20 protein-coding genes are annotated in these 21,609 nt (G+C 71.3%); 10 read left to right on the forward strand and 10 right to left on the reverse strand.

Going from position 1 to position 21,609, the window contains the following annotated elements; translation table 11 throughout:
- Positions 1-72: 72 nt before the first annotated feature.
- The 3 genes from C6Y14_RS31265 to C6Y14_RS31275 form a co-directional block, all read right to left on the reverse strand.
- Positions 73-2,319 carry a DEAD/DEAH box helicase gene (locus C6Y14_RS31265; RefSeq protein WP_107020229.1) on the reverse strand — a complete coding sequence of 749 codons (2,247 nt, stop codon included), beginning with the start codon at positions 2,317-2,319 and terminating at the stop codon, positions 73-75.
- Positions 2,320-2,417: 98 nt separating this feature from the next.
- A complete protein-coding gene (locus tag C6Y14_RS44670; RefSeq protein ID WP_199854929.1) occupies positions 2,418-4,238 on the reverse strand; it encodes a helix-turn-helix domain-containing protein in 1,821 nt (606 codons plus the stop codon).
- Positions 4,239-4,633: 395 nt separating this feature from the next.
- On the reverse strand, positions 4,634-5,251 hold the full coding sequence (locus C6Y14_RS31275; protein ID WP_107020230.1) for a rhomboid family intramembrane serine protease: 618 nt from the start codon (positions 5,249-5,251) through the stop codon (positions 4,634-4,636).
- A gap of 232 nt (positions 5,252-5,483) precedes the next feature.
- Here C6Y14_RS31275 and C6Y14_RS31280 point away from each other — a divergent pair, with 232 nt between their 5' ends.
- From C6Y14_RS31280 to C6Y14_RS31290, 3 genes are read left to right on the forward strand one after another with little or no spacing between them, the layout of a single operon-like run.
- On the forward strand, positions 5,484-6,320 hold the full coding sequence (locus C6Y14_RS31280) for a CPBP family intramembrane glutamic endopeptidase (RefSeq protein WP_107020231.1): 837 nt from the start codon (positions 5,484-5,486) through the stop codon (positions 6,318-6,320).
- Between the two features lie 5 nt (positions 6,321-6,325).
- Positions 6,326-7,558 carry a sensor histidine kinase gene (locus C6Y14_RS31285; protein ID WP_107020232.1) on the forward strand — a complete coding sequence of 411 codons (1,233 nt, stop codon included), beginning with the start codon at positions 6,326-6,328 and terminating at the stop codon, positions 7,556-7,558.
- Positions 7,555-8,241 (forward strand): response regulator, encoded by a 687-nt coding sequence (locus tag C6Y14_RS31290; RefSeq protein WP_107020233.1) that lies wholly within the window; start codon positions 7,555-7,557, stop codon positions 8,239-8,241. The genes C6Y14_RS31285 and C6Y14_RS31290 overlap by 4 nt, the downstream gene beginning before the upstream one ends.
- Before the next feature lie 86 nt (positions 8,242-8,327).
- Here C6Y14_RS31290 and C6Y14_RS31295 read toward each other — a convergent pair whose 3' ends face one another.
- Positions 8,328-9,251 (reverse strand): CPBP family intramembrane glutamic endopeptidase, encoded by a 924-nt coding sequence (locus C6Y14_RS31295; RefSeq protein ID WP_107020234.1) that lies wholly within the window; start codon positions 9,249-9,251, stop codon positions 8,328-8,330.
- A gap of 182 nt (positions 9,252-9,433) precedes the next feature.
- Entirely contained in the window at positions 9,434-10,285 is an 852-nt protein-coding gene (locus C6Y14_RS31300; protein ID WP_107020387.1) for an SDR family NAD(P)-dependent oxidoreductase, read from the reverse strand.
- Positions 10,286-10,388: 103 nt separating this feature from the next.
- Here C6Y14_RS31300 and C6Y14_RS31305 point away from each other — a divergent pair, with 103 nt between their 5' ends.
- Entirely contained in the window at positions 10,389-11,018 is a 630-nt protein-coding gene (locus tag C6Y14_RS31305; RefSeq protein ID WP_107020235.1) for a TetR/AcrR family transcriptional regulator, read from the forward strand.
- Between the two features lie 39 nt (positions 11,019-11,057).
- Here the strand turns inward: C6Y14_RS31305 and ychF are convergent, their stop codons facing one another.
- Positions 11,058-12,146, reverse strand: a complete 1,089-nt coding sequence (gene ychF / locus C6Y14_RS31310; protein WP_107020236.1) for a redox-regulated ATPase YchF — start codon at positions 12,144-12,146, stop codon at positions 11,058-11,060.
- Between the two features lie 182 nt (positions 12,147-12,328).
- Between ychF and C6Y14_RS31315 the strand changes: the two genes are divergently transcribed.
- Positions 12,329-12,886, forward strand: coding sequence for a DUF6542 domain-containing protein (locus C6Y14_RS31315; RefSeq protein ID WP_107020237.1), 558 nt, complete (start codon positions 12,329-12,331; stop codon positions 12,884-12,886).
- A 318-nt stretch (positions 12,887-13,204) separates the two neighbouring features.
- Here the strand turns inward: C6Y14_RS31315 and ppgK are convergent, their stop codons facing one another.
- Positions 13,205-13,951, reverse strand: a complete 747-nt coding sequence (ppgK, locus tag C6Y14_RS31320) for a polyphosphate--glucose phosphotransferase (protein ID WP_107020238.1) — start codon at positions 13,949-13,951, stop codon at positions 13,205-13,207.
- A gap of 29 nt (positions 13,952-13,980) precedes the next feature.
- Positions 13,981-14,997, reverse strand: a complete 1,017-nt coding sequence (locus tag C6Y14_RS31325) for a 4-hydroxy-3-methylbut-2-enyl diphosphate reductase (protein ID WP_107020239.1) — start codon at positions 14,995-14,997, stop codon at positions 13,981-13,983.
- Between the two features lie 103 nt (positions 14,998-15,100).
- Here C6Y14_RS31325 and C6Y14_RS31330 point away from each other — a divergent pair, with 103 nt between their 5' ends.
- The 4 genes from C6Y14_RS31330 (at position 15,101) to C6Y14_RS31345 (ending at position 19,127) form a co-directional block, all read left to right on the forward strand.
- The gene (locus C6Y14_RS31330) at positions 15,101-16,477 is read left to right on the forward strand and encodes an APC family permease (protein WP_107020240.1); all 1,377 of its coding nucleotides are present in this window, start codon (positions 15,101-15,103) and stop codon (positions 16,475-16,477) included.
- Between the two features lie 353 nt (positions 16,478-16,830).
- Positions 16,831-18,039, forward strand: a complete 1,209-nt coding sequence (xseA, locus tag C6Y14_RS31335; RefSeq protein WP_107020241.1) for an exodeoxyribonuclease VII large subunit — start codon at positions 16,831-16,833, stop codon at positions 18,037-18,039.
- Positions 18,040-18,060: 21 nt separating this feature from the next.
- The gene (locus tag C6Y14_RS31340) at positions 18,061-18,324 is read left to right on the forward strand and encodes an exodeoxyribonuclease VII small subunit (RefSeq protein WP_107020242.1); all 264 of its coding nucleotides are present in this window, start codon (positions 18,061-18,063) and stop codon (positions 18,322-18,324) included.
- A 212-nt stretch (positions 18,325-18,536) separates the two neighbouring features.
- Positions 18,537-19,127 (forward strand): malonic semialdehyde reductase, encoded by a 591-nt coding sequence (locus C6Y14_RS31345; protein WP_107020243.1) that lies wholly within the window; start codon positions 18,537-18,539, stop codon positions 19,125-19,127.
- A gap of 108 nt (positions 19,128-19,235) precedes the next feature.
- Here the strand turns inward: C6Y14_RS31345 and C6Y14_RS31350 are convergent, their stop codons facing one another.
- The gene (locus C6Y14_RS31350; RefSeq protein ID WP_107020244.1) at positions 19,236-19,754 is read right to left on the reverse strand and encodes a DUF4245 domain-containing protein; all 519 of its coding nucleotides are present in this window, start codon (positions 19,752-19,754) and stop codon (positions 19,236-19,238) included.
- A gap of 125 nt (positions 19,755-19,879) precedes the next feature.
- Between C6Y14_RS31350 and glpX the strand changes: the two genes are divergently transcribed.
- Positions 19,880-20,911 carry a class II fructose-bisphosphatase gene (glpX, locus tag C6Y14_RS31355; RefSeq protein ID WP_107020245.1) on the forward strand — a complete coding sequence of 344 codons (1,032 nt, stop codon included), beginning with the start codon at positions 19,880-19,882 and terminating at the stop codon, positions 20,909-20,911.
- Positions 20,912-21,092: 181 nt separating this feature from the next.
- Here glpX and C6Y14_RS31360 read toward each other — a convergent pair whose 3' ends face one another.
- Positions 21,093-21,470, reverse strand: coding sequence for a WhiB family transcriptional regulator (locus tag C6Y14_RS31360; RefSeq protein ID WP_107020246.1), 378 nt, complete (start codon positions 21,468-21,470; stop codon positions 21,093-21,095).
- Positions 21,471-21,609 lie beyond the last annotated feature (139 nt).

The following is a 21,609-nucleotide window of genomic DNA, read 5'->3' on the forward strand; positions in this document are numbered from 1 at the left end:
CTTTGGCCCCTCAGGGGCGCGGGGAACGGCGCAGTCTTTCGTCTTTCAGGGGCGCGGGGAACTGCGCAGTCTTCAACTCGCGCCAGGACCGACCCGCCCCGTCAAAGCCAACCGCTCCTGCTCCTCCTCCACAACACGCCGAGCAATCGCCCCGTCAGAAACATCCACCGCGTCAGGCGAAGCCTCAGCCACATCACTACGCCGCGCATACGCGTCGAAAAGCCGCGCCTTGCTCTCAAGGATCCGCAACAACCGATCGTCCACACTGTCCGCCGCCAGCAGCCGATGCACCTGAACCGACCGCACCTGCCCCATCCGATGCGCCCGCGCGACAGCCTGATGCTCCAGCGTCGGCTTGACCTGCGGTTCACACAGGATGACCACGGACGCGGCCTGCAGATTCAGCCCGACCCCACCCGCCTCGATCTGACAGAGCAGCACAGCGTGCCCGTCCGCGCCGGCGAACTCGTCGACGAGCTGCTGCCGGCGCACGGCAGGCACACCCCCGGCCAACGGCCCCAGCACCACACCCCCGCCACCGCCACCGCCAGCACCGTCGCGCAGCGCCCGCTCCACCGCGGCAAGCACGTCACGGAAGTACGAGAAGACGACGACCTTCAACTCGTTCGCCGCCGCCTCGGTCACCAGCTCACGCAACCGCTGCAGCTTCGCCGACTTCTCCGCGTGCGCGTACGCGGCCCTGCGCATCGCCATGAAATTCCCCGCGGCGACCGCGAGCCGGTAGGCGTCCTCGTCGGCCGCGCTGAACTCCTCCCACTCGTCGACCTGTACCAGCGCGGGCAGTTCGGTCAGCACGTCCTGCTGATTGCGCCGCAGATACGCGGGAGCGACGGACCTGCGAAAGGTGTGCGGCCCGGCGACCGCGTCGCTCCCCTGGATGCGCGGCACGAGATCGGGCTGGAGGTAGCGCACGAGCGCACGGAACTCCTCCACCCGGTTCTCCATGGGCGTACCCGTGAGGAACAGGACCCGCTCGCAGCGGTTCGTCCAGCGCGCGACCGCCCGGGAGCGGCGGGCCTCGGGGTTCTTCACGTAGTGGGCCTCGTCGACGACGAGCGCGGCGGGCGCGTCCAGCGGATGCCGCTCGGCCTTCTTCGGGTCCGGCAGGCTGTGCAGCACGTCGAAGGTGGTGACCGCGACCCCACCGCGCTCACGCCACTCCGCGTACGCGTCCAGCCGGTCGGGGCCGTGCACGGGCACCGCGCGCAGGGTGCTGCGGGAGCCGATCTCCCGCGTCCAGTTGATCAGTACGCTCGCCGGGCACACCACCAGGAAGTGCCGGTGGCCGTCGGCGGCGAGGTGCGCGAGGACCGCGATGGCCTGGATCGTCTTGCCGAGCCCCATCTCGTCGCCGAGGACCACCCGCCGCTGGGCCAGCGCGAACCGCGCGCCGAAGGACTGGTAGCCGCGGAGCGAGACCCGGCGGTGGGTGTCGTCGAGCCCCTGCGCGTGCACCCGCTCGGCGACCTCCGCCGGCAGGAAGCCTTCGGACGCCTCGACGTCGGGCGCGCTGCCGGCGATCTCGGCGAGCTGGCTGTAGTACTCCGCGGACCGCAGCTCGAAGTCCACCCACGCCCCGGCATCCGAGGAGGACTCCCGCAGCAGATCGGTGGAGGCCTGCGTGAGCAGCATCGGTACGCCCTTGGCGACGGCGTCGGCGACCAGCGTGCGCAGCTCGGTCACGGCCGCGAGCGCGCTCTCCCGCCCGGCCCTGCCGAGGAGTGCCATCCGCAGACGTCCGCCGGCCGGCCGCGCCGCAGGCAGGAGTCCCGCGAGCTGTCGTTCGAGTCCCCGGGCCGCGTCCACGGCCCGGCGCAGGTCGGGCCCCGCCTCGACGATCCGCCGCAGCGCGATGACGAGGGCGGTGGTCCGCGGCTCGGGGTGGTCCACGTCGATCCGTACGGACACGGTCTCTTCCAGGGCGCGGGCGATCTGCCGGGCGGCGGCGAGCGCCTGGTCGGCGGTCTGCGCGCCGACTCCCGGAATCTGCCGCAGCTCGTGGCGGCTCGCCTCGAACACCGGCCGTACGCTGCCGAATCCGGCGGTCTCCAGGGCCCCGAGCCGCAGCCGCCCCTCGGTGACGTCCTTCAGCCGGGAGACGGGGATGCCCTCCAGCTCCTGGGCGACCAGTTCGGCGAGGAGCGGGGCGAGGGCGGCCCGTACCTGCTCCGTCGCCCGGACGTGGTCGGCAAGCACGTTCCGGGCGAGTCCGGCCAGCCGCTCGCCGCGCGCGACGACCTCACGCGCCTTGCGCCCCACTGCCACGGGGCTGCCGACAGCCCTCTCGCCCTCCGCCATGACGCCCCTCATACCCCGCAGACCCCGATCGAGCGGTCATCCTTGCACGGGGGTACGACAACGGGCCTGCGCGCACGTGCCGGACCGCGGGCCCGCGGTCAGCCCCGGCCGGTGTCCGCCGGGTTCTCCAGCAGCCGCCCGCACTGTGCCGCGAGGCCCGCCATGCCGTAGGCCCGTGCGCTGCGCAGGGACTCCTGCAGAAGGCTCCGCGCCTGGGCCTCGTTGCCGGCACCGCCGACGCCGCGCAGCGCACGGGCCCGGGCCAGCCGGAGCCGCGCCAGTTCCGGCTGTGAGGAACGGGCCGGTACGGCGCCCTGCCGGAAGTGGCCGAGGGCGGTCCCCGGTTCCCCCGCGGCCAGCGCCAGCAGACCGCGGGCCCTCGCGGTCGAGCCGACCAGCACGGTGGGCCAGCCGGCGAGCGCGATCTGCTGTCCGTCGTGCGGCGCCAGCCGCTCGCGCAGTCCCGGCAGCAGCTCCCTCAGCCGGCTCTCGTACCCCCCTTGGATGTCGAGGGCCGCGCACGACTCGGCGAGGACGACGAGGGTGGGCACCGCCCATCCTGAGGGCGGGAAGCGGCTGAAGTCGACGGTGTCGGCGGCGAAGCCCGCCAGCAGGTCCGCCGCCTCGGCGTGCTGCCCCGTCTCGCAGAGGGCGAGCGCGAGGCCGGCCCGCCAGATGGGGAAGTAGGCGTGCCGCTCGACGTCCTCGGCGAGGTCGGAGGTGAACAGCTCCGCCATCCGGCCCTGTTCGCGCAGCAGCCAGAAGGCCTGGCCCAGGCGGGTCTGGCGCAGGGCGTCGGCGGGGACCGCGAGATCGGCGTGCAGTCCTTCGATGTACTTCGGCGACTCGCCGAGGATCCAGTGCGCCGCCGCGTCGAACCTGCCGTGCCACAGGTCGAGCAGGGCGTCCAGGGTGTGCCGCTGCCAGGTGGCGAGGACGCTGCGGGTGTCGGCGGCGTACTTGCGGTACTGGCTCGCGGTGGCCAGCGCGCTGTAGACCCTGCCGGTGCGCAACTGGTCGATGACGAGGGCCATGAGCGCCTCGCCGTGGAAGTAGGGGGAGTCGAGCCTGACCGCGGCGTCGTGCAGTTTCTGGGACAGCGCCAAGGCGTCGGCCGCCGGGGTGAAGTCGTAGCGCGCCCACCGGCATTCGGTGAGCACTTCGCAGCGCACCTCGTCGTCCCGGACGTCTCTGCTGTCCCTGCTGTCCCTGCTGTCCCTGCCGTCCGCCGGTAATCGGCTCAGTGTGTCGTCGGCGAGTCCGGCCCCCTCCTCGGGGCCCACCCGGCCGGCCGCGGTGTCCTCGCTGACCGCCATGGCGACCTTTTTCGCCAGGTGCGCGGTGAGGCGCAGCCGCAGGCCCACGGCCTCGGCCCCGGCGTCGCCCTGTAACTCGGCCAGGCTGTTCCTGATCAGGTGCAGCAGTTCGTGGTCGACCTGCCCGGGGTCGGACCAGCGCCGGGCCATCCGGATCACGGCCTCGGCCTGGGCCCGCGGGTCCCCCGCGGCACCGTGCAGCGCGGCCCGGTAGAGCCGGTCGGCCGCCCGCATGTCACCGGTGGTGTGGCTCAGGTCGCCGCGTCTGAGCAGCCGGTCGAACTCGTGGCGCCGCTGGGCGGCGGCCCCCTGCGCGCGGGCTGCGCCGGCCGGTCCGGCCGTCCGTCTCGCGGTCCCGGTCCTGACCGGCCTCGGTAAGGAGTCGAGGCTCGGCGGAGCCAGGGCCGTCAACATCCCCTTGGCGTCCAGCACCTGGTCACACAGCTGTGCCAGCTCCACGGACGCCCGTCGCTGACCTGTCTCGATCCGGCTCAGGAAGCTGCGGCTGCAGTGCACCTCGTGGGCCAGTTCACTGAGCGACAGTCCTGCTGCGACGCGGCGGCGGCGCAGCTCGGCACCCAAGGCGTTGTCCTCGATCGTCATCCCCCCAACAGTCCGCTGTCCGCCCCGTGTTGCCAGATGTGCGCTGGCAACAGCAGACCACTCCACATCGCCGTGGATACGAACGAACCTGTCCGTGCGGAGCTTATCGGGAGCAAGGGCTTGGTCACCGGCAGACAGGAGCACCGGCCACCGGCGGAGCCGGCGTGCCCGCACGGTGTCGCCCCGGCCTTGTCGCACGGTGCCGGTGACCCGCACAGGTGCGGCCTGCCCGGACGGGCCGCACGAGTTCGTCGCCGACGGGCACTCTTTGGGGGAAGAGGCTCGTCGGCGACGTCCTGTCCACCCTGGGGCCGGAGTCGGGGCAGGGCGCATGCGGTCCGGGGCGCACCGGGGGGGCGCTCCGGACCGGCTCGTACGCCCGGCCCGTTCGTCGGTCAGCCGCGTATTCGGGCGTCGTCGCGAGGGCGGCGGAACGCGAAGGCCGCGGCCACCCCGCCCAGCAGTCCGAAGAGATGCCCCTGCCAGCTGACCCCGGTCGCCGTCGGCAGGACGCCCCACAGGATCGAGCCGTACACCGCGCCGACGAGGAGTCCCACGACCACGTCACCGATGCGGCGGTCCACGAAGCCCCGTACCAGGAGATAGCCGAAGAGGCCGAACACGACGCCGGACGCGCCCGCGGTCAGGGAGTGGGCGGGTGCGGTGAGCCAGACGCCCAGGCCGCTCACGAGGATCGTCACGGTGACGACGGCGAGGAAGCGGCGGGTGCCGGACAGCGCGGTGAGGAAACCGAGGACGAGCAGCGGCACGCTGTTCGCCGCGAGATGGTCGAAGCCGAAGTGCAGGAAGGCGGCGGGCACGATGTCGCGCAGCTCGCCGAACTCGCGCGGGCTGATGCCGAACGTGTCAAGGGCGTGGCCGCTCACCGCGTCGATGCCTTCGAGCACCCAGAGCAGGGCGACCCAGCCGCCGGTCAGCAGGGCCGCGCTCCTGGCCCGCTCACCGCGCGACACCGGAGCGGGAAGGCCCACGCCCTGCCGTTCGTACGTCATCACAGCCCCCTGCCGGTCCCTTTTCGGTCCCTGTGTACCGCTCAACGCACGGGGGGCTCGGGCCGGTTCCCGTCGCGGGCCGGAAAAGGGCGCGTACGCCCGCTTCTCAGGTCTGTCCCCCGTCCGAGCTACGCGCAGGTGTCCACCGAGCGGTGACGATTCCCGGCCGCCGGATCCATAGCTTTCTGCACAGCCCGCGGCGCTCGGCCGCGGCTCTGGAGCAGGAGTCCTCATGAGGTTCGTCTGGCAGCTCGTGGCCGTCGCCGCGGTCGCTTTCGTCGGTGGTCAGGGCATCACGGCGGCGGAGGGCAGACCGTGGCTCCAGCTGCTCGTCGGCGTACCGACGGCCGTGCTCGCGGTCTTCGTCTACCGGTGGGTGGTGGGGCGGACCGAGCGGCGCCCGGTCACCGAGCTGGCCCTGGAGGAGGCCCCCGCCGCGCTGGGCCGCGGAACCCTGATCGGCGGCGCGCTGTTCAGTGCCGTCATGGTCAACCTCTTCACCTCCGGGTACTACGAGGTCGACGGCATCGACTCGCGGTCGGGCGCGATGGGCCTGCTCGGCTTCATGGCCGCCGCCGCGGTGACGGAGGAACTGATGTTCCGTGGCGTCCTGTTCCGTATCGCCGAGGAGCGCGTCGGCACCTGGATCGCGCTGGTGCTGACCGGCACGCTGTTCGGGCTGTCGCACCTGCTCAATCCGAACGCCACTCTGTGGGGTGCCGCCGCCATCGCCGTCGAGGCGGGCGGCATGCTCACCGCCGCGTATGTCGCCACCCGCTCGCTGTGGCTGCCCATCGGCCTGCACTTCGGCTGGAACTTCGCCGCGTCCGGTGTCTTCAGTACCGAAGTCTCCGGCAACGACACCCCTCCGGGGCTGCTGGACTCCTCGATGTCGGGCCCCTCGCTGCTCACCGGCGGCGACTTCGGTCCGGAGGGGAGTGTGTACTCGGTGCTGTTCTGCGTGCTGGCGACGATCGCGTTCCTGTGGCTGGCCCACCGGCGCGGCCGTGTGCTGCCGCGCCGCGGGCGTGCCGAGCGCGCCGGCGCCACCGCTACACTCCCCCGATGATCGGGATGGCCAGTCTGCGGCGGGCCCGTGACCGGTGGCCCGCCCTGGTCCGGCGGCGGGCCCCGCAGTGGTGGCACCGCTCCGATGTCACCGTCCGGGACCTTCCGCTCGGGCTGCTGCTGCTCGCCGTCTCGTTCCTGCCGGACGCCCACGGGACGCAGATCGGCGGTCTGCCGACCCGTCCCCTCGACGCCCTGGCCCTCCTGCTGATCGCCCTCCAGAGCCTCCCGCTCGCCGTGCGCCGCCGCTGGCCGGCCGTCTGTCTCGCCCTGGTGTCGGCGGGGTTCGCCGTCGACCAGCTGCGCGGCTACCACTCGTTCGCGGGCACCGCCCTGCCGATCGCGCTGCTGAGCGTGGGAGCCCACCTGGAACGGCATCGGCGTACGGCCGCGCTCGTCTTCACCCTGGCGTACGTGCCGGTGGCGGTCGCGTTCGCCCGCCTCGATCCGGGTGAGCCACCGAGCGAGCTCGTCACGTTCTATCTGGCGATGGTCCTGGCCTGGGGCCTCGGGGCGTGGCTGCGCTCGACCCGGGTCGCGGACGCCGAGCACCGGCTCCGGATCGCCGAGGACACCCGGACCGCCGAACGCACCCGTATCGCCCGGGAGTTGCACGACGTCGTCACCCATCATGTGACGGCGATGGTCGTGCAGGCCGAGGCGGCCCGCTATCTCACCGCCTCGCCCGACCGTCTCGACCAGTCCCTGACGGCCGTCACCGACACCGGCCGGCGGGCCATCGCCGATCTGCGGCACCTGCTCGACCTGCTCAACCCCGACCACGGCACGGGCCACGGCACCGACCGGAACACCGGCGGGGCAGTCGAGCGGGCCACCGAGCCACGAGCGCCCTCCGGCGGGCGGCTGCGCACACTCGTGGAACAGACGCGGCTGGCCGGGCAGCCGGTGGAGTTCACCGAGGAGGGCACCCCGGCGGAGCCGGCCGGCAGCGCCGAACTCGTCGCCTACCGGGTCGTACAGGAGTCCCTGACCAACGCCCTCAAATACGCTCACGGCAGCAGCACCTCGGTTCGGGTACGGCACGCCGAAAGGGAGATCACCGTGGAGGTCGGTACGGACGGTTCCGGCTCGGGGGCCGGTTCCCCGGGCGGGAGCGGGCGGGGTCTCGCCGGTCTCCGCGAGCGGGTCGACGTCCTGGGCGGCGACTTCAGCGCGGGCCCGCGACCGGGCGGCGGCTTCGTCGTACGGGCGCGCATACCCGCGGGGAGCCCTTCGTGACCCCACCCGTCACGGCATCCGCGACCGCCCCGATCCGGGTCCTGGTCTGCGACGACCAGGTGCTGATCCGCACCGGCCTGGTGACGATCATCGACGCCCAGCCCGACCTGGAGGTGGCGGGCGAGTGCGGGGACGGGCGGGCCGCGGTCGACCTCGCCGCCCGAGTGCGCCCGGACGTCGTGGTGATGGACGTACGCATGCCGGTGCTCGACGGCATCGAGGCCACCCGCCTGCTGGCCGGCGCCGGGGTGCCGCATCCCGTCAAGGTGCTCGTGGTGACCACGTTCAATCTGGACGAGTACGTGTATGAAGCGCTGCGCGCGGGGGCGAGCGGTTTCCTGCTCAAGGACGCGCCCCCGGCCCAACTCCTGCACGGCATCAGGACCGTGGGCGCGGGCGCGGCCCTGCTGGACCCCGAGGTGACCCGCCGCCTCGTGGGCCGTTACGCCGCCCGTATCCGCCCCGCCGACAGCACCGCTCCGCAGGACATCCCGCTGACGCCGCGCGAGCTGGAGGTCCTGCGGCTGATCGCGAACGGCCTCTCCAACAGCGAGATCGCCGCGACCCTCGTGATCAGCCCGGAGACGGTCAAGACCTTCGTCTCCCGCATCCTGGCGAAGCTCAATCTGCGCGACCGGGTGCAGGCGGTGGTGTACGCGTACCGGCAGGGGCTGGTGACCTGACGCGGACACGCACGAGCGAAGAGCGCCCACGGACTTCCGTGGGCGCTCTTCGCTCGGCGGGGGCCGGTCGTCCCGGCCTCCCCGGGTCAGGAGGCGGAGGCCGTCCCCGCGGACCGGAGCTGCTGGCGGGTGTAGAGGCGGCCCCGGCGCTTGGCGATCCGCAGGAACACGACCGTGGGAACCGTGCAGACGAGGATGGCGAAGATGCTGGCCTCCGGGCCGAAGCCGCCGCCGGTGATCGCCTCGGGGCCGGACAGCACGCCGTGGAGCAGACCGGTGGGCTGGTCCTCGTTGCCGGAGACCGTGACGCCGAAGATGCCGCTCAGGGCGTAGTTCCAGCCGAAGTGCAGGCCGATCGGCATCCACAGCGAGCGGGTGGCCGCGTAGACGGCGCCGAGCATCAGGCCGGCCTCGACGGCGATGGCCAGCGCGCCCCACACGGTGGCACCGGAGTTGACCAGGTGCAGGCCTCCGAACAGCACGCCCGAGATCACCATCGCGCCACGCGTACCGGTGAGTTCCTCGACGAGGCGGAAGATGATGCCGCGGAAGAGGAGTTCCTCGACGACCGCGACCCCCGCCATGATCCCGAGGACGGTCAGGGCGCCGCCGACGGACACCCCGCCCTCGGTGCCGTATCCGCCGAACAGGGCGATCAGGGCGATCGTCGCGGCGAAGAGCCCGAGCCCGGCGGCGGTGCCGACACGCAGAACGGATCCGGCGTCGGCGAGGTCCAGCTCGGTCACGGGGCGCTGTTCGAGGAACCGTACCGCCGCCGCGTAGACCGTCAGGGCGATCAGCACGGACACGGCGCCGGACAGCAGCGACAGCACCGGGTTGTCGCCCGCCACGCTCCTCGTCCCGGCGGCGAGCCCCGTCACCAGGACGAACAGCACCACCATCACGGCCAGCCGCACCCCGGCCGGCCACACCCGGCGCGTGGGCTCGAAGTGCGCCTGCGTGTACTGGTCCTCGACCCACCGCACGGCCCGCGTGTTCCAGAGCGACATGACATCTTCCCCTTCTCGACCGGCGGCCCGGCCGCCCCTGTATCGAGTGGAACGCTATGAGGAGGGGGTACTCCGGAACGTCCCGCCGGGGTGGGCATTGCTTGTCGCTCGCGTGGGGGACAAAGGGGCGGCGTACGGGCGGTGCGTCCGTCCGTCCGTATGTACGTCCGTCCGTCCGTCCGTCAGAGCTGATTCTCGCCGCCGTCGACGTAGAGGTTGGCTCCGAGGATGAAGCTGCTCTGCCCGGAGGCGAGGAAGGCCACCGCGTCGGCGACCTCGTCCGCTCGCCCGATCCGGCCGAGCGGGACGGCAGCGGCGAACTGCGCCTTGGTGACGGGCGGGCTGCCCACGGCGGCTGACGCGTCCGACGCCTCCGACGCGTCCGACAGAGAGATCGCATCCGCCTCAGCTGTCTCATCCGGCGCGTCCGGCATGTCCGGCACGTCCTGCGTGGCGACCACGGCGTCGAGGCCGGGAGTGTCGATCGTGCCCGGGGAGATCGCGTTGACCCGGATGCCACGCCCCTTGAGCTCATTGGCCCAGGTCCGGGCGAAGGACCGGATCGCCGCCTTGGAGGCCGCGTACGCGCCGAACGCGGCGACACCGTCATCGGCGCGCACCGAGGAGTTGAGGACGACCGAGGCGCCGTCGTTGAGCAGCGGCAACGCCTTCTGCACCGTGAACACCGTGCCCCGGACGTTGACGCCGAAGATCCGGTCGAAGTGCTCCTCGGTGATCTCCTCCAGCGTCGCGAACGACGCGGTGCCGGCGTTGGCGAAGAGGACGTCCAGGCCCCGGCCCCGGGCGCGGACCGCGTCGTACAGCCGGTCCAGATCGGCCGGGTCGGAGACGTCACCCGTCACGGCGGTGGCTCTCTGCGGCCCGATGGCCTCCACGGCCCTGTCCAGCTCGGCCTTGCGCCGACCGGTGAGGAACACGTGCGCGCCGTCGGCCGCGAGTCGCCTCGCGGTCGCCAGACCGATCCCGGTGCCGCCGCCGGTGACGACGGCGGTCCTGCCTTCGAGCTGTCCCATCAGGATGACCTCCATGAACATCGGTACCGATCGGTACTGATTGACATCGAGAGGGACCGTAACACATCCGCACCGACCGGTACGGAAAGGTAGGGTGGGTCGCATGGAGACGCGACAGAAGGCACCGATCGGCCGACCGAGAGGCTTCGACACCGAAGAGGCCCTTGAGCGCGCGATGCGGGTCTTCTGGGAGCAGGGCTACGAAGGCGCCAGCCTCACCGACCTGACCAACGCCATGGGCATCACGCGTACGAGCATGTACGCGGCCTTCGGCAACAAGGAGGACCTGTTCCGCAAGGCGCTCGACCGCTACACCGAGGGGCCCGCCTCGTACGGCGTCCGGGCCACGCGGGAGCCGACCACGCGGGAGGTGGCCACCGCGTTCCTGAACGGCTCCGTACGGGCGACCACCCAGCCCGGCTGCCCCGCCGGCTGCCTCGGGGTCCAGGGCGCCCTCGCGGTCGGCGAGCCGGGACGCACCGCCCGGGACGCCCTCGTCATCTGGCGCGACGAGGGCATCACCCTCCTCCGCGACCGCTTCCGGCAGGCCGTCGACGAAGGCGACCTGCCCCCGGACCTGGACCCCGCCCTGCTGGCCCGCTACCTCATGACCCTCGCGAACGGCATCGCCGTCCAGGCCGCGGGCGGCGCCACCCGGGAGGACCTCCAACTGGTGGCGGACATGGCACTGCGGTCCTGGCCTTCGGCCGGGGCACAGCAGACCGCCCCCTGACCGGCGCGGACGCGGACCAAGGGGCGGTTCGAAGCGGGACTAGACGTTGAAGCGGAACTCCACCACGTCGCCGTCCTGCATCACATAGTCCTTGCCCTCCATGCGCGCCTTGCCCTTGGCTCGGGACTCGGCGATCGAACCCATCTCGACGAGGTCCTCGAAGGAGATGACCTCCGCCTTGATGAAGCCCTTCTGGAAGTCGGTGTGGATGACTCCGGCGGCCTCGGGGGCGGTGGCGCCCTTCTTGATGGTCCAGGCGCGGGATTCCTTCGGGCCGGCCGTGAGGTAGGTCTGCAGGCCGAGGGTGTTGAAGCCGACGTGCGCGAGCCTGGCGAGGCCCGGCTCCTCGACGCCGACCGACTGGAGGAGTTCCATGGCCTCCTCGTCGTCGAGCTCCGCGAGGTCCGACTCCAGCTTGGCGTTGAGGAAGATCGCCTCGGCGGGGGCGACCAGCGCGCTCTGCTCGGCCTTGAACGCGTCGTCGGTCAGTTCGTCCTCGTCGACGTTGAAGACGTACAGGAACGGCTTGACCGTGAGCAGGTGCAGGTCGTGGAGCAGGGCCTCCTGGTCGGAGCCCTGGGTGATGCCCGCCGCGAACAGCGTCTGCCCCGCGTCCAGGATCCCCTTCGCCGCCTCGATCGCGGTCACCTTCGCCACGACGTCCTTCTTGATCCGCGACTCCCGCTGGAGGCGCGGCAGGACCTTCTCGATGGTCTGCAGGTCCGCGAGGATCAGCTCGGTGTTGATGGTCTCGATGTCGTCCTTTGGCGAGACCTTGCCGTCCACGTGCACGACGTTCTCGTCCTTGAAGGCTCGGATGACCTGGCAGATCGCGTCCGACTCGCGGATGTTCGCGAGGAACTTGTTGCCCAGTCCCTCACCCTCGCTCGCGCCGCGCACGATGCCCGCGATGTCGACGAAGTCCACGGTGGCGGGCAGGATCTTCTGCGAGCCGAAGATCTCCGCCAGCTTGGCCAGCCGGGCGTCGGGGACACCGACCACGCCCACGTTCGGCTCGATCGTGGCGAACGGGTAGTTGGCCGCCAGCACGTCGTTCTTGGTCAGGGCGTTGAAAAGGGTCGACTTGCCGACATTCGGCAGACCGACGATTCCGATCGTGAGCGACACGTTGCGACTTCCCGTACGTGAGGGTGTGGGGCGAGGACTGGGCCAGGAGGATGCTCGGGCCGATCCACCAGTCTACGGCGTGCCGCGCCTCGCACCGGCGACGTATCGAACGCTTGGCCAAGGTCGGCCAAAGCGCGTGTCTAGGGGGTCATTCCGCACATAACCCGACCTAAGTTGGACCAGTGGAGCAACACAGGACACGTCCTCCCCAGTCACAGCCGTCGCGAGGCGGCTCGCCCCTTCCCCCGCAGGCCGGGCGGGGCGGTGCCCGTACGGCCCGGCAGGCCGGGGCCGGTGTCCCGCGTACCGCGACGTCCGTCTCGCCGCTGGTGCAGGCGGTACGCCGCTTTCCCAACCCCCGGCTCACCGGGCTCGGCAGCGGGCTGTTCTGCACCGCCTCGATGTTCGCGCTGGCCTGTCTGATCCAGCTGCTGTTCGGGGCGTCGATCGTCGTCTACGGAGTGCTGTTCCTGCCGGTCTGTGTGCTGACCGCGGTGTGGGTGCGGCGCGCCGACCTCGTCACGGCGGTCGTCGCCGTGCCGATCGCCTTCGCCGTCGGCCTCCTGCCCATCGCCGACAGCGAGGGCGGCTTCGGCGGGCGGCTGATGGGCCTCGTCACCGCCCTCGCGATGCACGCGGGGTGGTTGTACGGGGGGACTCTGCTGGCCGGGGTCATCGTGACCGTGCGCAAGGCTCGGATGATGACGCGTAAGGCCGCGCAGCGGCGGCGGGCTGTTTGAGCGCCCGGCGGGGCGATCAGACCGCCCGGCCGGCCGTCGGCGCCCCGTCTGCGGGCCGGTGACTGGCTGCCCGGCCGGCCGTCGGCGTCCTGACTGCGGGCCGGTGACTGGCTGCCCAGCCGGCCGTCGGCGTCCCGACTGCGGGCCCTCGGGGGCGGGCCGCGCAGTTCCCCGCGCCCCTGAAGACGTCGTTCGGCTGCGGGACCGTGGGGGCTGGTCGCGCAGTTCCTCGCGCCCCTGAAAAACCGCGCTCGGCTGCGGGACCGTGGGGGCGGGCCGCGCAGTTCCTCGCGCCCCTTACGGGGCCGGGGCGGGGGGTCAGGCTGTTTGGGCCGCTTGCATTGCCGCGCCTACGATTCCCGCGTTGTTCTGCAGTTGCGCCGGTACGATCTCCGCCTTGACGCCCTCGATCAGCGGCAGGAACTTCTGCGCCTTGCGGCTGACTCCGCCGCCGATGATGAACAGCTCGGGCGAGAAGAGCATCTCCACGTGGGCGAGGTACTTCTGGACGCGGTGCGCCCAGTGCTCCCAGGAGAGGTCGTGGTCCTCCTTGGCCTTCGTGGAGGCGTGCTTCTCGGCGTCGTGGCCGTTCAGTTCGAGGTGGCCAAGCTCCGTGTTCGGGACGAGCGTGCCGTCCACGAAGAGGGCGCTGCCGATCCCCGTACCGAAGGTGAGCAGGAAGACCGTGCCCTTGCGGCCCTTGCCCGCGCCGAACTGCATCTCGGCGACGCCCGCCGCGTCCGCGTCGTTCAGGACGGTCACCGGCAGCCCGCCCAGCCGCTCGCCGAGCAGGGCGCGCGCGTCCGTGTCGATCCAGTCCTTGTCCACGTTGGCCGCCGTGCGGATGGTGGAACCGCCGGTGACCACGCCGGGGAAGGTGATACCGACCGGGCCCGTCCAGCCGAAGTGGCCGACGACCTCCTTCACACCGTCCGCCACCGCGTCGGGTGTCGCCGGATGCGGCGTGAGCACCTTGTAGCGCTCCTCCGCCAGGTCGCCCTTGTCCAGGTCCACGGGAGCGCCCTTGATCCCTGAACCACCGATGTCCACGCCGAAGATCTGCATGGCTCTACGTTACGTCGTGGGACGGACAGTCACTCGGCCGAGGGGGTGGTTCCGGTGCGCTGCGCCACCAGGGCCGCCGCCTCCGCGCGCAGGTCGCGGCGCAACTCCTTGGGCAGCGAGAACGTGATGGACTCCTCGGCCGCCTTGACGAGTTCGACGTCCTCGTAACCGTGGGTGGTGAGGTACTCCAGGACCTGCTCGACGAGGATCTCCGGCACCGAGGCCCCGGAGGTGACACCGACCGTGGAGACACCCTCGAACCAGCTGTCGTCGATCTCGTCGGCGAAGTCCACGAGGTACGCCTCCTTGGCGCCCGCGAGCTTGGCGACCTCCACGAGCCGTACGGAGTTGGACGAGTTGCGCGAACCGACCACGATGACGAGGTCGGCCTGCTCGCCCATCTGCTTCACCGCGAGCTGGCGGTTCTGCGTGGCGTAGCAGATGTCGTCGCTCGGCGGGGAGATGAGCTGCGGGAACTTCTCCTTGAGGGCGTCGACCGTCTCCATGGTCTCGTCGACCGACAGCGTGGTCTGGGAGAGCCAGACGACCCGGGAGGGGTCGCGGACCTCGACCTTCGCCACGTCACCGGGGCCGTCGACCAGCGTGATGTGGTCGGGCGCCTCTCCGGAGGTGCCGATGACCTCCTCGTGGCCCTCGTGGCCGATGAGGAGGATGTCGTAGTCGTCGTCCGCGAACCGGACGGCTTCCTTGTGGACCTTGGTGACCAGCGGGCACGTCGCGTCGATGGTGGCGAGCTTCCCGGCCGCGGCCTCGTCGTGGACGACCGGGGCGACGCCGTGCGCCGAGAACATCACGATGGACCCCTCGGGGACCTCCGCCGTCCGCTCGACGAAGATCGCGCCCTTCTTCTCCAGGGTCTGCACGACGTACTTGTTGTGGACGATCTCGTGACGGACATAGATCGGGGCCCCGTACTGCTCCAGGGCTTTCTCGACGGCGATCACGGCACGGTCGACACCCGCGCAGTAGCCACGGGGGGCGGCGAGCAGGACACGGCGGCCAGTCGAAGCAGTCATGCGTCCCATCGTAAGGCCGCGCCCGACAGGTCGGAGATCACGTCCGCGGCGAGACTGGTCGGGGGCCGGGGAGCTGGGAGGGACGCAGGCGGTACGACTCTCGGAGGCATGGATGTCCGGTACGGATCCAGCGGCCCGCACGGCCGACGGCGAACAGGGCCTGCGGCGCAGCCTCGGCTTCCGCGACCTGGTCGTGTACGGGCTGCTCTTCATCGCCCCCATGGCGCCGGTCGGTGTCTACGGGACCCTCGACGCCAGGTCCCACGGGGCGGTCGCCCTGGTCTACCTGGTCGCCACGGTCGCGATGGCGTTCACCGCGTTCAGCTACGCACAGATGGTGCGGGTCGTCCCCCAGGCGGGTTCGGTGTTCGCCTACGCGCGCGTGGGGCTCGGAAAAGAGGCCGGGTTCATCGCCGGGTGGATGGCGATGCTGGACTACCTCCTCATCCCGGCCGTGGCGTACCTCTTCTCCGGAATCGCGATGAACTCCCTGGTCCCGGACGTCTCCCGCTGGGTGTGGACGGCGCTCGCCGTCGCCGCGACGACCCTGCTGAACCTGTGGGGCGTACGGGTCGCCGCGCGCGTCGGTTTCCTGGTGCTCGCCATGGAGATCGTGGTCCTCCTTGTCTTCTTCGTGTCCGCGATCGTCGTCCTCGCGCGCGACGGGGCGCAGCGCGGATGGCTGTCGCCCCTCTCCGGAGACGGCTCGCAGGGGGCGTTCGCGCTGTCCGCGGTCCTCGGAGCGGTGTCGATCGCGGTGCTGTCGTACCTCGGGTTCGACGCGATCGCCTCCTTCGCGGAGGAGGTCACCGGCAGCTCGGAGAAGGTGGCTCGGGCCGTGCTGTTCTGTCTCGCGCTCGCCGGCGTGCTGTTCATCGCGCAGACGTACCTGGTCGCCCTCCTGGAGCCGACGTCGTCGGCGCAGCTCGCCGACGATCCGGTGAAGCAGGGATCGGCCTTCTACGACGCCGTGGACGCCTCCGTCGGCACGTGGCTGCACGATCTGGTGGCCGTCAGCAAGGCGATCGGGGCGGCGTTCGCCGCACTGGCCGGGCAGGCGGCGGCCGGGCGGCTGCTGTTCGCGATGTCCCGCGAGCGGCGGCTGCCGCGGGCCCTGTCGCGGACGGACTCCGGGGTGCCGCGGGTCGCGCTGCTCTGCGCGGCCGTCATCACGCTGGTGGCCGCGGTGTGGGCGGCGCGGCGTTCCGACGGGATGGACCATCTGGTGTCGGTCGTCGACGTGGGCGCGCTGACGGCGTTCACGCTGCTGCACGCGAGCGTGGTGGGGTGGTTCGCCGTGCGGCGGCGGGGGGTTGGTGGGGTGGTCGTGTGGTGGCGGCATGTGGTGGTGCCTGTGGTGGGGGCCGGGATCACTGTGCTGGTGATCTTTGAGGCTTCGGGGGCGGCGCAGGTGGTGGGGGCCGTGTGGTTGTTGGTGGGGGTCGGGGTGCTGGTCGCCCAACGCGGGTGGACGCCCACGTCCGGCTGAGCGTGCGCGTCCTCCCCCCGGGGCTGCGCCCCATGCCCCGCGTTCACCTGCGGGCCGGTGGGGGCGGGCCTGAAGGATTGCGCCGTTCCCCGCGCCCCTGAAAAACCGCGTTCGTCTGCGGGACGGTGGGGGTTGGCCGCGCCGTTCCCCGCGCCCCCGAAAAACCGCGTTCGTCTGCGGGACGGTGGGGGTTGGCCGCGCCGTTCCCCGCGCCCCTTGGGGAGGGGCTGCGCCCCGTCCCACCCAGGGGCGCGGGGAACTGCGCAGGCTTTTCGTCTTTGGGGTGCGCCGCCGCCGGGGTGCACCCGGGCGGGAGCTCGGGGTGTGTCGGAGGGGGCCGCTACGCTCGGCGTATGGCTCTCAATACGTCCGCCGACGCCCCCCTCCCCGTCGGCGAGGTGTCACGCCTCATCGGGGGATGGATCGACCGGCTGGGCGCGGTCTGGGTCGAGGGGCAGATCACCCAGCTGTCCCGCCGCCCCGGCGCAGGCGTCGTCTTCCTGACGCTGCGCGACCCGTCGCACGACATCTCCGTGGGCGTGACCTGCTACCGGCAGGTGTTCGACGCCATCGCCGACGTGGTGAGCGAGGGCGCCCGCGTCGTCGTCCACGCGAAGCCCGAGTGGTACGCGCCGCGCGGACAGCTGTCGCTGAGAGCCGTCGAGATCAAACCGGTCGGCGTCGGCGAACTGCTCGCCCGCCTGGAGCAGTTGAAGAAGTCCCTGGCCGCCGAAGGGCTGTTCGCCGCCGAGCGCAAGAAGCAGCTCCCGTTCCTGCCCCAGCTCGTCGGGCTGGTCACCGGTCGCGCCTCCGCCGCCGAGCGGGACGTCCTGGAGAACGCGCGCCACCGCTGGCCGGCCGTCCGCTTCGAGGTCCGCAACGTCGCCGTACAGGGCGTCCACGCGGTCCCGCAGGTCGTCCAGGCGGTGAAGGACCTGGACGCCCTCGACGACGTCGACGTGATCATCGTGGCGCGCGGCGGCGGCAGCGTGGAGGACCTGCTCCCGTTCTCGGACGAGCAGCTCGTACGGGCGGTCGCGGCCTGTCGTACTCCGGTCGTGTCGGCCATCGGTCACGAGCCCGACAACCCGCTCCTGGACCACGTGGCCGACCTGCGCGCCTCCACCCCGACCGACGCCGCGAAGAAGGTCGTACCGGACGTCGGGGAGGAGTACGAGCGGGTCCAGTTCCTGCGGGACCGTGCGCGCCGCTGCGTCGGGTCCTTCATCGAGCGCGAGGAGCGGGGGCTGGCGCACGCGCTGGCCCGCCCCTCGATAGAGGATCCGCACCGGATGGTGGACGAGCGCGCCGACCACGTCGTCGCGCTCCTGGACCGCGGCCGCCGCACGCTCGGCCATCTCCTGGACCGCGCGGACTCGGAGCTGACCCACACGCACGCGCGCGTGGTGGCCCTCTCCCCCGCCGCGACCCTGAAGCGGGGGTATGCGGTCCTGCAGAAGTCCGACGGCCACGCCGTCCGGTCCTCGGACGAGGTGACGGCGGACGAGAGCCTGCGGGCGCGGGTCGCCGAGGGCGAGTTCACGGTACGAGTCGATGTCTGAGGCAGACCCTAGGGTGGACGCATGACCAGCAGGACCGGCACGGCCGGCACGACGGACGAGGCGCTCGGGTACGAGCAGGCGCGCGACGAACTCATCGAGGTCGTGCGCCGCCTGGAGACGGGCGGTACGACGCTTGAGGAGTCGCTCGCCCTGTGGGAGCGCGGCGAGGAGCTGGCCAAGGTGTGCCGGCGATGGCTGGACGGCGCCCGCGCCCGCCTCGACGCGGCGCTGGCGGAGGAAGAGGTAGAGGCGGAGAAGGGGGCGTCGGCTGCGGGCAGCGGCTGACGGCGGGTAAGCATCCGAGGGGACGTCCGAGCGGGCAGGGGCGGCGCGAGGGCGTCGCCTTTCCCTTGCGTCAGATAATTGGTCTGGCCATGTATATGTGAAGCGGATCACTCTGGTCCACTTTTGGTTGAAACTTAAACCTACTCGACGTAGCGTCGTACACGTCAGCCGATCCCCCGGATCCGACGCACGCTCCGAGAAGGTTTTGCTTCATGTCTCTCGTTCTTGACCCCGCCGCCCAGGACCTGCTGTTCCGCGAGGCCCGCACCGCCAACGCCTTCACCGACGAGCCGGTGACCGACGAGCAGGTGCAGGCGATCTACGACCTGGTCAAGTACGGCCCGACCGCCTTCAACCAGTCGCCGCTGCGCATCACCCTGGTCCGCTCCGCCGAGGCCCGCGAGCGCCTGGTGCAGCACATGGCCGAGGGCAACCAGCCGAAGACGGCCGCCGCCCCGCTCGTCGCGATCCTCTCCGCGGACAACGAGTTCCACGAGGAGCTGCCGGCCCTTCTCCCGCACTTCCCGCAGGCCAAGGACCTCTTCTTCGCCGAGCGCCCGGCCCGCGAGGGTGCCGCCGCACTCAACGCCGCGCTGCAGGCCGCGTACTTCATCATCGGCGTCCGTGCCGCCGGCCTGGCCGCCGGTCCGATGACGGGCTTCGACTTCGCGGGAGTCCAGAAGGAGTTCCTCGACGGCGACCACACCCCGCTGATGGTGGTCAACATCGGCCGGCCCGCCGAGAACGCCTGGTTCCCGCGCTCCCCGCGCCTTGAGGCCGACCAGGTCATCACGACGGTCTGAGCCGAAGAGCCGAAAAGCCGAAGAGCCGGACGGGATCCCGGGACCGGGGCTCCGGACATGCGAGAGGCCCCCAGCATCGCTGGGGGCCTCTCGCATGTGCGTGCGCGCTCACGACGTCCTGAGCGACTCCGCCATCTTCGTCAGCTTCGCGAACGACGCCGTGCCGGTGACCACGGTCGTGGAGTTCTTCTCCCGGAGCACCAGGGCGTCGTACTTCTCGCCCTTGTACCGCTTCCAGGACTTCTCGCCGATGCGCTGGGTGACGTTCGTCTCCTCGGCGCCCTGCGTGGTGTCACCGATGAACGTGACGGGCTTCTGAGTGGACTGCTCGATCGCCACGTACTCCCCGTCGGGGTCGTGGAAGCCGAGGTGCCACGCGTCGAAGTCGGCTCCACGGAACCGCACCGAGGTCGCCTTCCACTCCGTGGGCAGGCCCTCGGGCGCCGCCACCGGATAGGTGGCCGCACGGCGTGCCGTGAGGAGCTCCACGCGGTAGTCGACCCGTTCGAGAGGGGGCTCCGAGTCGTCCTTGGGGATGAAGACGTAGATGAAGCCCGCGACGATACCGATCAGGCCCAGGGACAGCACCATGTCCCGGACCGACTGCTTGCCTTTTCTGCCTGCCACTCCCCCATCGTCGCAGGTGCACTGCCCCGCTCATCCGTGGGGCCCCCTGCTCATTTTGTCGGACTGAGGATAGAGTCGGCGAAAACCCTCATCCGGCCGTCGCCGTATCAGAAAGGTGCGCTCCGATGACCGAGCATCACTTGCCGTCCGAACTAGAGGTCCCCTCCGAGGCCCCCGACCGCAACCTCGCCCTTGAACTCGTCCGCGTCACCGAGGCCGCCGCGATGGCCGCTGGCCGCTGGGTCGGCCGCGGCGACAAGAACGGCGCCGACGGCGCGGCCGTGCGGGCCATGCGGACCCTCGTCTCCACCGTCTCGATGAACGGCGTCGTCGTCATCGGGGAGGGCGAGAAGGACGAGGCCCCGATGCTCTTCAACGGGGAGAACGTCGGCGACGGGACAGGTCCCGCGTGCGACATCGCCGTCGACCCGATCGACGGGACGACCCTCGCCGCGGCGGGCATGACCAACGCGATCGCCGTACTGGCCGCCGCCGACCGCGGCACGATGTTCGACCCGTCCGCGGTCTTCTACATGGACAAGCTGGTCACCGGGCCCGAGGCCGCCGACTTCGTCGACATCAACGCGCCGGTGTCCGTGAACATCCGCCGGGTCGCCAAGGCCAAGCGCGTCACGCCCGAGGACGTCACCGTCGTCATCCTCGACCGGCCGCGGCACGACGGCATCATCAAGGAGATCCGGGAGACCGGGGCGCGCATCAAGCTCATCTCCGACGGGGATGTGGCGGGCTCGATCCTGGCGCTGCGCGAGGGCACGGGGATCGATCTGCTGCTCGGCATCGGAGGTACGCCCGAGGGGATCATCTCCGCCTGTGCGGTGAAGTGCCTCGGCGGCACCATCCAGGGGAAGCTGTGGCCCAAGGACGACGAGGAGCGGGCGCGGGCGGTTGATGCGGGGCATGACCTGGACCGGGTACTGCTCACGGATGACCTGGTGTCCGGGGAGAACGTGTTCTTCGTGGCCACCGGGATCACTGACGGGGAGTTGTTGCGGGGGGTTCGGTATCGACCCGAGACCGCTACCACCGACTCGATCGTGATGCGGTCCAAGTCGGGGACGGTTCGGCAGATCAGCTCCGAGCATCGGCTTGCGAAGTTGCGGGCATACAGCGCGATCGACTTCGACCGGGCGAAGTAGCTCCGCTGGTTTTGGGGTGGGGGGTAGGGGGTGGGGGTGCGGTCCGTGGACGACTGCGGGTGCGTCGTGGCTGGTCGCGCCGTTCCCCGCGCCCCTTGTTGGGCCGGTGGATGCCTGCGGGTCCGTCGTGGCTGGGCGTGCCGTTCCCCGCGCCCCTTGAGGCGCGGGGTGGGTTGTCGGGTTAGCCTGCTGCGGCTATCGGGCCCGGGGTTCGGGTTGATTTCTGGAGGTCCAGGTCCCGGCGGCGGCGGCGGGCCAGGACCACTCGGCGCTCGGCGGCGGTGAGGCCGCCCCAGACCCCGTACGGCTCGGGTTGCAGCAGTGCGTGTTCCCGGCACTCGATCATCACCGGACAGCGCGCGCAGACCCTCTTCGCCGCCTCCTCGCGGGACAACCGGGCCGCGGTGGGTTCCTTCGAAGGTGCGAAGAACAGCCCGGCCTCGTCGCGGCGGCACACGGCCTCCGTGTGCCAGGGGGCGTCCTGATCCCTCTCGCGCACCGGCACCGGCTGGGGCGGAACGGCAGCGACCTGCAGGGACTGATGCGGCGGATGCAGCACGGTCTACTCCTGACGACGGCTTCGCGAGCGAGAGACGATGCAGCAAGGCCTACCCGCTGTACGCGCGCCTATGCACTCAGTTCGCAAGCGCCGAAGATCCCGGCAAGTGCCGGACCGGGCACGGGGCTTCGTCCCGGAC

The sequence above is a fragment of the Streptomyces dioscori genome (assembly GCF_003024195.1).
Lineage (GTDB): Bacteria > Actinomycetota > Actinomycetes > Streptomycetales > Streptomycetaceae > Streptomyces > Streptomyces dioscori.